Genomic DNA, 8,693 nt, shown 5'->3' with positions numbered 1-8,693 from the left:
CTCCAGGTCCGCGGCGGTCGCCGGCCGGCGCAGATCCCGCACGTAGAGGCTGGTGCCCGGCCCAGTGAGCTGCTTCACGGCCCGCCAGAACACGCCCGGGTCATGGAGATGGTGCAGCAGGCTGTTGCTGACCACGGCGCTGCAGGGGCCCGCCAGCTGGGGGCTGGGCAGCACCAGCCGCTGGAAACGCACCTGACGGTGGGCGACCGGATCCGCCAGGCGCCGTTGCTCGGCGATGGCCAGCATGGCGGCGGAGCCATCGATGCCCAGCACCCGGGCCCCGGGCCACCGGCGCGCCACCAGAAAGGTGATGTTCCCCGGTCCGCAGCCCAGATCCACGACGCTCAGCCCTTCCCCGTCGCCGCTCCCCCGGAAGGCGGGGAGGGCCTCGATCCGCTCCAGCACCGCCCGGTCTCCGCTGGAGAAATCCGCCGCCGCGTAGGCCTCGGCCTGCAGCGGCTCGTCCATCAGCTCCGGTTCACAGATCCGCTCCATCGCTCCAGCATCCCCTCCGGCACCACAGGCACCGTGGCTGGGGTGGTCAGGGCGTTGCAGACCCTACAGGTGGCGTTATGGTGCGCAACACGATCCGGCCGTACCCCCCGTGACCCTCTCCGCCGCCCGTCCAGCCAACCCCGCCACGGCGGCGACCTCTGCCGGGGCGACCTCTGCCGGGGCAACCTCTGCGGGGGCGACCTCCGCCGGCAGCGACGCGACGGCAGCGCCGGCGGCGGATTTCCCGGTCACTGCCCCGGCGGCCTATCCGGTCTTCTATCGCACCTACAGCCGCAAGACCGCGAGCGGCGGTCGGGAGAGCTGGCACGAGGTGGCTGAGCGCAACCTGGAGGGACTGCGGGTGCTCGGCTCCCTCGACGCCTCCGAGGTGGAGCTGCTCCGACGCATGCAGCGCCACCAGATGGCCCTGCCCTCCGGCCGCTGGCTGTGGATCGGCGGCACCGAATGGATCGAGCAATCCGAGAACTTCTCCGGGGCCTACAACTGCACCTCCACCAATCTGGTGGACTGGAAAGCCTTCGCCCTGATGATGGATCTGGCGATGATGGGCTGCGGCACCGGCGCCATCATCGAGCCCCACCTGATCAGCCGGCTGCCGAAGGTGCGCAACACCCTCGTCATCGACGGCGTCACCGACATCGGCCTGACACCGATCGGCTCCCGCCAGCAGCAGACCAGCCACACGATCGAGGGCCATCACGTCAGCGTCCGCGTCGGCGACACCCGCGCCGGCTGGGTGGAGAGCTACCGGCTGCTGCTCAACCTCTGCAGCGACGAGCGCTTCGACGGTCCTGTTCATGTTTCGGTCGACCTGTCGGACGTGCGGCCGGTGGGGGAAACCCTCAAGGGCTTCGGCGGCATGGCCAATCCGGTCAAGCTGAAGGATCTCTATGGCCGCGTCGCCCAGATCCTCAACAAGGCCCGGGGCCGCCAGCTCACCTCGGTGGAGTGCTGCCTGCTGATCGATGAGGCGGCGGTCACGATCGTGGCCGGCAACATCCGCCGCAGCGCCGGCATGCGCCAGTTCTGCGCCGATGACGATTCCGCCCTCGGTGCCAAGGAAAACCTCTGGCAGCAGGACGAGCAGGGCAACTGGCGCATCGATCCCGAGCGGGATGCCCTGCGCATGGCCAACCACACCCGGGTGTTCCATGTGCGCCCCAGCCGCGAGGTGGTGCTGGAAGCGGTCACCAAGCAGTTCCAGTCGGGGGAGGGGGCGATCCAGTTCGCTCCCGAGGCCATCGCCCGCTCCAACGCCGACCTGCTCACAACCCCGGCGCTGCGCACCGAGTTCATCGGCATCTACTGCGACCAGGGACGGGAGGAAGCCGGCCGCTGGCTGCAGTTGCACCATCCCGGGATCGGCGCCGACGAGCTCGAACATCGGCTCGGTCGCTACGGCCTCAATCCCTGCGGCGAGATTCTCGGTGCCGATTTCCACTGCAACCTGGCGGAGATCCACCTCAACCGGATCGACCCGGCCGACCACCAGGCCCAGGAGGACGCCTTCCGGGCCGGGGGGCTGGCGGTGGCCTGCCTGCTGAACCACCGCTTCGAGGTGGAGCGCTACCGCCGCAGCCGGGCCTGGGATCCGATCGTGGGGGTCAGCTTCACGGGCCTGTTCGACTTCTTCGTCCACGCCTTCGGCACCCCCTGGCTGCAGTGGTGGGAGGCGGGTCGTCCCGACAGCGAGGAGGGCCGGGCGTTCCGCCAGCAGGAGGCGGCCTACCTGTCCCGCTGGAAGGACTGGGTGCACCAGGCGGTGTGGGATTACTGCGACCGCCACGGCATGCGCCGTCCCAACCGCTGCACCACCGTCCAGCCGGCGGGCACCAAGAGCCTGCTCACCGGCGCCAGCCCCGGCTGGCATCCCCCCAAGGCCCAGCGCTTCATCCGCCGCATCACCTTCCGCAAGAACGATCCGGTGGCCCTGGCCTGCATGGAGTACGGCTACGCGATCGTTCCCTCCCAGTCCGACAAGGATGAACAGGGGCGGCTGCTGAATGATCCCTTCGATCCGCGCTGCACCGAATGGCTGGTGGAGATCCCCACTGAGGTGAGCTGGGCCAACCTGCCCGGGGCCGACCGGGTGGAGATCAACAACTTCTCGGCCCTGGCTCAGTTCGACTTTTACATGCAGGTGCAGCGGCACTACACCACCCACAACACCTCGGCGACGGTGGAATTCCGCGAGCACGAGATTGAGCCCCTGGCCGCCGCAATCCACCACGCCATCGAGAACGGGGAGGGCTACATCTCGGCCGCGCTCCTGGCCCGTTTCGATGCCAACGCCACCTTCCCGCGGCTGCCCTTCGAGCCGATCGATCAGGCCACCTACACCCGGATGGTGGCGGAGGTCGAGCAGCGGCGCGTCTGCGGCGATTTCTTCCTCGCCCTGCAGAAGTACGACCGCGGCGAGCTGGTCGAAGCCGGCCCGGCCGGTTGCGATTCCGACAAGTGCCTGCTGCCGCTCGCCAAGCCTGAGTCCTGAGCCTTCGCCGGCGGCCCACCGGCCGCCGGCGTTGGTGGTAAGGCCGCCCCCTACTCGGCGGTGGCGGTCAGGGTACTGATCTCCCGGTGGCTGAGGGGATCGCCGGGATCGATCACCACGAGGCGATCGCGTCCGCCGTTCTTGGCCATCAGCAGGGCCTTGTCGGCCCGGCGGAAGGTGGCGTCGTAGTTCTCTTCGGCTTTGTGCTCGGTCAGGCCCATGCTGGCGGTGAGCTTCAGCTCCATGTCGTCGATCGAGACGCGCATGCTGCGGATGTTGGCCAGCATGCGCTTGGCCACGCCCTCGGCCGTGGCGAGATCGGCATCAATCAGCAGGGCCAGGAATTCCTCCCCACCCCAGCGGGCGATGATGTCGTAGTGGCGGAGACTGCCGGAGAGGGCCTTGACGAAATCCACCAGCATCAGATCGCCGGTGGCGTGGCCATATTCGTCGTTGATCAACTTGAAGTGGTCTACATCCAGGATGATCATCGAATAGGTGGAGCCATGCCTGCTAGCCCGCTGATCCTCCTCAAGACAGCGTTCCGCCATGAAGCGACGATTGGAGATCCCCGTCAGGGCGTCATGGGTTGAGGCTTCGAACAGGGTGAGGTTCACCTCCTTGAGTGAGGCCTGATAAAGGTCGGAGATGCGCACCACGCGTTTGATCTGGCGCAGCTGCTTCTCATAGCGATTCGTGAGGCTGCGGTTGCTCTCCAGAACGTGGGATTGATAGAGATCGGAGATATCGGCCACCCGTTCCAGGCGGTCCACCTGCTCTTCGATGCGGTGCCACAATCTGGCCAGCAGGTTTCGGACCGGATCATTGTCGTAGCGCTGGTCAGCCAGGACGGCCATGACTTTCTGTTCCAGCTGATCGTCAGATTTGGGGCCGGAAGTCTCGGGCATGTCAGGCGTTGATGGAAAGGATCAGGAATGGAAAGGTGTAATCTTCCTTGAACTCGGAACCCAGCTCGGCGGATCGGGGGTTTCGGTCATCGAACATCCACTGGACCAGCACCTCCTTGCCTTCATCAAAAGACGTCTGGAGCAGATCAAAGATGTCGATCATGAAGCGAATGCTGCTGGTGTTGAGATAGTTGAGATGCAGCTCGAGGGTCAGGGATTGGTTGGCGGTGGACAGATAGGACTCAATCCACTGAATCAGCTGGTCGTAGAGCTCAAACGAATTCTCAGGATAGGACTCCCCGCTCATCACCACCACGCCGGCCTTCCAGTCCGCACGGATCGAAGGGCTGGACTGGGAGCCCGGCACTGACAGGTTCAGTTCTTCGCTGCTGCTCATGGGATCAGATGATGGCCCGAAGGCTGAAGAAGGCGCGACCGGGCTCAAGGGGGTCAAGGGAGGCCTCCATGGGTTGGCTCGAACGCCTGGCAATCTCAATGAGACCCAGGCCGGCGCCCTGGCCCGGGGTCTGGGAGTGGGGCTGGCGCAGCTGCTGTTTGTAGAGCACCTTCAGCTGGGGCTTGTCGCAGGCGGCGAGTTCGTGGATCCGCTTCAGCAGGGCCTTTCCATCCTCCATCTCAACGAGGTTACCTGCACAGACGGCGTAATGGCCAGCCTCGGCGGCCGCAATCACGACCGTGGCGGAGGACTCGGCATCGCTGAAGCCATGGCTGGTGGCATAATTCCTGATATTCTGACTCATTTCGATATACACACTGAACACATCCATCACTTCCAGTTCGGGCGCGTGATGGGACTCGATGTGTTCCTTGAGGGCTGAACCGATCTCGCCGATCAGGGTGGTGGAGATCGGTCCATTGAAACAGATGAGGATCCGATAATCACTGAAGAACTCCCTCAGGGACATCAGACTGGTGGTGGTGATCGTCATCGCTTCAGCTCCGAGATGCGCCCTTGCGTCGGGTTGGCGAGCCAGGAGAAGGGTTTGCTGAATAGGGTCGCATGGGACATCAGTCGGGCCTCTAGGAGAAACGGAAGGAAAGGATCGTGATGTCATCCCGTTGGGGATGGCTGCCGCGAAACTGCTCAAGGGCATCGGCCAGGGCCTGGCGCTGCTGCTCCAGTGGCTGGCGGGCCAGCCCGATCAGCCATTCCTTGAATTGCTGGGTGCCGAGGGAAAAGCCGTTGTCACCACCTGACTGGTCCAGCAGGCCGTCGGTGGTGAGGTAGTAGGTGCAGTCCGGCAGCAAGGGAACATCGTGGTCGGTGTAGGAGCCGACCCGTTGGTCGCAGATGGCCCGATGGTCTCCCCTGAGCATGTGCATGATTTGCCCATCACTCCAATAGAGACTGATCTTTGCCCCCGAGAATCTAAGTGTCCTGGCTTCGAAGTCAAGCCGAACCAGCCCGATGTCCATGCTGGTGGCGATCGACCTGCTCATCCTGGCGCCATGCAGCAGGGTGCGCATCGCGGTGTCGGTGCAGCTCAGGATGGCCGCCGGTGAGGTGATGCCCACCTCCATGATCGAGCGATCGATCCCCGCCCTGGCGAGCATCGTCATCATCGCTCCGGAAACGCCGTGGCCGGCGCAGTCGGCCACACCGGCCAGGCAGTGACCGCCTTCCGAGTGGAAGATGTAGTAGTCACCACCAACCGTATCCCGTGGCAGCCAGAGGATGAAATAGTCGTTGCCGAAGGTTTCCTGCAGCTGGCGGTCCGGAAGGATCGAGCGCTGCAGCAGCCCCGCATAGTTGATGGAGGACTCGATCTGGCGGTTCGCTTCCAGCAGTTGACGGTTGCTGGCCTCACCGGCGATCAGCGCCTGCCGCATCTTGGTGAGCACGATGTTGAAGGCCTTGGCCAGCCTGGAGATCTCATCGTTGCTCCGGATCGTCAGCAGACTGGTCATGTCGTCGCTCTCGATCGCGCTGGCCTCCCTGACCAGTCGGGCGATCGGCAGGATGATGCGTCTGGCAATGATCTGATAGGAGATGATCGCCAGGATGACCAGCAGCAGGGTCAGAATCAAGGAGACATAGATCTCCGCTGACCGGCTGCCGGGAACCCGCAGCAGCTGAATGCCGGCGATGACCAAGTACAGAAGAACCAGACCATTGACAATCGCAATCAGCGTGAAGACCTGCTGAATCGACGCCTCCGGTGGCCGTGACGGAGGCTGTCCTCCCCGTGGTTTCCGGGGCCCGAAACGCACCCTGAGACGCCGACTGAGGCGCTGCACCGGCCCGCCGTCAACGGGGCGCTCGACGGGGATGGTCATCGCCTGGGGGTTCTTCGGACCCATGCTGGCCTGCAGGGTGTCGGGCAATCCGGAGCATGCTGCTGGGGCCATTCTGAGCCGAACATCCCTGCCGCGCCGTCTTCATCACCACGCCCGGCCATGGGCCTGGGCATCAACAGTCGGTCAGAATGGGTCATCGCCTTACCTTCTTCATGCCCCCTCGCCTGCGCATCGCCACCGGCCTGCTGGCGATGCTGCCGGTGGCTGCGGCGGCGGACCGGCTCCACTGGGGGGATGGGGTCGTCTTCGTCGCCTCGATCCTGTCGATCATTCCACTGGCGATCCTGCTCAGCACCGCCACCGAGGAGCTCTCCCTCACCCTCGGGCCCTCGATCGGCGCCCTGCTGAATGCCCTGTTCGGCAATGCCACCGAACTGATCATCGCCCTGGCGGCCCTGCGGGCCGGCCTGGTGGACATCGTCAAGGCCAGCATCACGGGCACGGTGATGGCCAATCTGCTGCTGGCCCTCGGCCTGTCGATGCTGGTCGGTGGGATCGGCCGCAGCGAGCAGCGCTTCCAGCCGGTGGTGGCACGGGTGAACGGCTCGGCCATGACCCTGGCCGTCCTGGCGATCCTGATCCCGAGCCTGCGGGGCATGGTGGGCGATGGCGCCGGGGGCCTTGACGCGGGCGCCGCCGAGTCCTTTTCCCTGTTCGTGGCCTGGGTGCTGCTGGCCGTCTACGGCCTGACGCTGCTGTTTTCCCTGAAGACTCACCGCACCCTCTATGCGGTGGCGGAGGTCGAGCTGGGAGTGGAGGGCGGGGAGCCGGCCCATGGTGAAGGCAGCGGCCCCAAGCCGCCCCTGCTCCCCTGGGTTGCGGTCCTGCTGGCGGCCACCGTCGGCCTGGCCTACGCCTCCGAGCTGTTCGTCGGCGTGGTGGAGACCGTCACCGAGTCCCTGGGCCTCTCGGCCCTGTTCACCGGCGTGGTCCTGCTTCCCCTGCTGGGCGGCGCGGCGGAATACCTCACCGCGGTGAGCATGGCCCGCAAGGACAAGATGGACCTGGCGGTGTCGGTGGCCCTGGGCTCCACCCTGCTGGTGGGGTTGCTGGTGGTGCCGGTGCTGCTGCTGGTGGCTCCCTTGCTCGGCCATCCCCTCGACCTCAGCTTCAACGTCTATGAGCTGGTGGCGGTGGCGACCGCGGTGCTGGTGAGCAATCTGGTCAGCCTCGACGGCCGCTCCGACTGGCTGGAGGGGGTGCTGCTGCTGGCGGCCTACGCCATCCTGGCGGCCGGCTTCTTCTTTCAGGGCAACACCGTTCCATGAGCACGAAGCCGGACGACCGTCCGCTGACCGCCCCCGCCTCCGCCCCGCCCCCCGCCCTGCGCTCCGGTGGTCTCTGGACCCGCCTGCGCCATGGAGCCGGCCTGCAGCTGCTGCTCACCCTCCTGGTCCTGCAGGCGGCCCTGATCCTGGGCCTGGCCTGGCTGGCTCTGCCGGCGGCCCTGCTGGTCGCGGTCCTGGCCCTGCGGCAGCTGCTGCCGCCCCTCTGGCAGCTCCTGGCCCGCCAGCTGGAGGAACCCCCCACGGTTCGGCTGCTGGCGCTGGTGTCCATGGTGCTGGCGCTGCTGTCGATCCCCCTGGCGCTGGGCTGGTTCGACCCGTTGCTGGCGATCTACCGCAACGGCGACTGGGAGGCGATCGGCGCCTTCGGCGAAGGCGTCATCGGGGCCATCGGCCAGATCCTCGTGGCCCTGGTGGCCCTGATGATCGCCTGGCGCCAGGTGATGGTGGACCAGCGGCTCACCACCCAGCAGAACCGCATCACCCAGGCCCAGACCATCGACAGCTTCATCCACGGCATCTCCGAGCTGATCAGCGACGAGGAGGGGCTGCTGGAGGACTGGCCCCTGGAGCGGATGCTGGCGGAGGGGCGCCTGGCCGCCGTCCTGAGCAGCATCGACGGCGACGGCAAGGCCCGCATCCTGCGCTTTCTCTCCCACGCCCGGCTGCTCACGCCCCTGCGCCGGGACCAGCGGCTGGGGCGCGCCATCCTTGACGGCGAGGGCAGCTACGAGGAGGACCGGCCGCGGGGCGTCCCGGTGATCCGCCTGCAGAGCATGCTGCGGGGGGCCGACCTCGCCGGCACCGACCTGCGGGCCATTGACTTCAACGGTGCCGACCTCTCCGGTGCCGACCTCTCCGGCGCCGATCTGGCGGAGGCGAATCTCTCACGCGTCAATCTGGCCGGCGCCAACCTGCAGGGGGCGTCCCTTCAGGGCACCCGCTTCTTCTACGGCGACCCCTTGGAGGCCACCCCGCCCCAGCCCCAGCAGCCGCCGGACCACGTCGGCGGTGCCGGCACCGGCGCCCTGGTGGAGAACGTCAATCTGTCGGGGGTGCGCCAGCTGGATCCGGCCAGCCGGACCTACCTGGCGGCCTGGAGCGGGGTCCGCTCCCGGCAGACCATCCCCGGCGGCTGCAAGGGGCTTCCCAGCCGGCTGTAGGCGCCGCCCG

The 8,693-nt window shown here is 66.5% G+C and carries 8 protein-coding genes; 3 read left to right on the top strand and 5 right to left on the bottom strand.

Going from position 1 to position 8,693, the window contains the following annotated elements:
- On the bottom strand, positions 1-495 hold a 495-nt coding region (locus VB737_RS08800; RefSeq protein ID WP_500312482.1), incomplete at its 3' end, for a class I SAM-dependent methyltransferase.
- Positions 496-604: 109 nt separating this feature from the next.
- Between VB737_RS08800 and nrdJ the strand changes: the two genes are divergently transcribed.
- On the top strand, positions 605-3,007 hold the full coding sequence (gene nrdJ / locus VB737_RS08795; RefSeq protein ID WP_500312481.1) for a ribonucleoside-triphosphate reductase, adenosylcobalamin-dependent: 2,403 nt from the start codon (positions 605-607) through the stop codon (positions 3,005-3,007).
- A 50-nt stretch (positions 3,008-3,057) separates the two neighbouring features.
- Here nrdJ and siaD read toward each other — a convergent pair whose 3' ends face one another.
- From siaD to VB737_RS08775, 4 genes are all read right to left on the bottom strand, one after another.
- Positions 3,058-3,915 carry a biofilm regulation diguanylate cyclase SiaD gene (gene siaD, locus VB737_RS08790; protein ID WP_500312480.1) on the bottom strand — a complete coding sequence of 286 codons (858 nt, stop codon included), beginning with the start codon at positions 3,913-3,915 and terminating at the stop codon, positions 3,058-3,060.
- A gap of 1 nt (position 3,916) precedes the next feature.
- Positions 3,917-4,312, bottom strand: a complete 396-nt coding sequence (siaC, locus tag VB737_RS08785; RefSeq protein WP_323243030.1) for a biofilm regulation phosphoprotein SiaC — start codon at positions 4,310-4,312, stop codon at positions 3,917-3,919.
- Positions 4,313-4,316: 4 nt separating this feature from the next.
- Complete coding sequence (gene siaB, locus VB737_RS08780; RefSeq protein ID WP_323243031.1) at positions 4,317-4,865, bottom strand: biofilm regulation protein kinase SiaB; 549 nt, start codon at positions 4,863-4,865, stop codon at positions 4,317-4,319.
- A 91-nt stretch (positions 4,866-4,956) separates the two neighbouring features.
- Positions 4,957-6,261: a SpoIIE family protein phosphatase gene (locus VB737_RS08775; protein ID WP_500312479.1), complete on the bottom strand. Its 1,305-nt coding sequence runs from the start codon at positions 6,259-6,261 to the stop codon at positions 4,957-4,959.
- A gap of 125 nt (positions 6,262-6,386) precedes the next feature.
- Here VB737_RS08775 and cax point away from each other — a divergent pair, with 125 nt between their 5' ends.
- Both cax and VB737_RS08765 read left to right on the top strand, forming a co-directional pair.
- Positions 6,387-7,502, top strand: coding sequence for a calcium/proton exchanger (cax, locus tag VB737_RS08770; RefSeq protein WP_323243033.1), 1,116 nt, complete (start codon positions 6,387-6,389; stop codon positions 7,500-7,502).
- Positions 7,499-8,683: a pentapeptide repeat-containing protein gene (locus VB737_RS08765; protein ID WP_500312478.1), complete on the top strand. Its 1,185-nt coding sequence runs from the start codon at positions 7,499-7,501 to the stop codon at positions 8,681-8,683. Before cax ends, VB737_RS08765 begins: the two co-directional genes overlap by 4 nt.
- The last annotated feature ends 10 nt before the right edge of the window (positions 8,684-8,693 follow it).

The organism is Synechococcus sp. BA-120 BA3, from assembly GCF_034931285.1.
Classification (GTDB): Bacteria; Cyanobacteriota; Cyanobacteriia; order PCC-6307; family Cyanobiaceae; genus Cyanobium.
Note: the sequence above shows the minus strand (reverse complement) of the source record. Positions and strands in the feature narration are given on the sequence as shown.